The sequence below is a fragment of the Oleiphilus sp. HI0132 genome (assembly GCF_001635845.1).
This window is the reverse complement of sequence record NZ_LWGJ01000475.1, coordinates 1-1,183: the sequence shown is the minus strand read 5'-3', so window position 1 is coordinate 1,183 and position 1,183 is coordinate 1. Positions and strand designations below refer to the sequence as shown.

Sequence of the window (1,183 nt, the reverse complement as noted above, 5' to 3'; positions counted from 1 at the left end):
TGTCGAAGACTGTAAGATGGGCATTTGCTCGTAACTAGGTTCAATGAGTTTTACATTTGGACTGATCCAAATTTGCAAAAACTTCAATGCTTCGGTTTTAGATGCGTTAAATTCAGAGTGCATAATCCCTGACCCTGCGCTCATACGCTGAACCTCTCCCTCAGGCACTATAAAGTGATTTCCTGTGCTATCTCTGTGCTCGATAGCCCCCTCCAATATATAAGAAATAATTTCCATATCTCGATGACCATGATTATCAAAACCCGCACCGGGGGAAACCTCATCATCATTGATGACTCTCAGTACCGAAACTCCCATGTGATCGGCGTCGTAATAGTGACCAAACGAAAAGCTATGTTGGCTATTTAACCAAGAAAAGTTGGCCTTACCTCGTTCGTCAGCAGCTCGATAATAAAGCATGACAACTCCTTACTTTTGATGAAAATAGTGACTGAGATCGTTAGTTAGCTTTTTCCAACTGGTCTCGATCATGGGGTAAATCGAAATCTTGTTCAGGCCCTAAAGGAATGACCCCCGTCGGATTGATCGTAAGGTGACTGGCGTAATAGTGGGTTTTGATATGCTCAAAATTCACTGTCTGGGCCACCCCTGGCACTTGATACAGCTCGCGAACATAAGAACTCATCGCGGGGTAACTCGCTATCAGTTGTCTATTGGTTTTAAAGTGTCCAAAATAAACAGCGTCGAATCGAATCAGTGTCGTAAATAGACGCCAGTCAGCTTCGGTTAGTGTTGATCCACACAGATAACGCTGCTTAGACAGTACGCCTTCTACCCAATCTAGGGCATCAAATAATTGATGGTAAGCGTCTTCATAGGCTTCTTGCGTCGTCGCAAAACCTGCACGATAAACACCGTTATTAATGCAGTCATAAATTCGCTCGTTAATCATATCAATCGACTCACGCAAGCCCTCTGGATAATAGTCATCAGTATTGCCAGTTAGGTGATTAAAGGCTGAGTTAAACATGCGAATAATTTCAGACGACTCATTACTGACAATCGTTTGGGTCTGTTTATCCCATAAAACCGGTACCGTAACCCGCCCCTCGTATTGGCTATCAGCGCGCATGTAAAGCTGGTAAGCGTATTGAAAACCGTACAGCGGGTCGGTAACTTCCCAACCGTTTTCTAACATTATCGGGTCGACTACCGTCACATC

The 1,183-nt window shown here is 44.0% G+C and carries 2 protein-coding genes; both read right to left on the bottom strand.

The window, feature by feature from the left end; all coding sequences use genetic code 11:
• Window positions 1–420 (bottom strand): pirin family protein (locus A3766_RS05815; protein WP_197479358.1); only part of this gene is annotated, 420 nt, incomplete at its 3' end.
• Window positions 421–460: 40 nt separating this feature from the next.
• Window positions 461–1,183: glutathione S-transferase family protein (locus tag A3766_RS05810; protein ID WP_068641898.1), on the bottom strand; the 723-nt coding region annotated here is incomplete at its 5' end.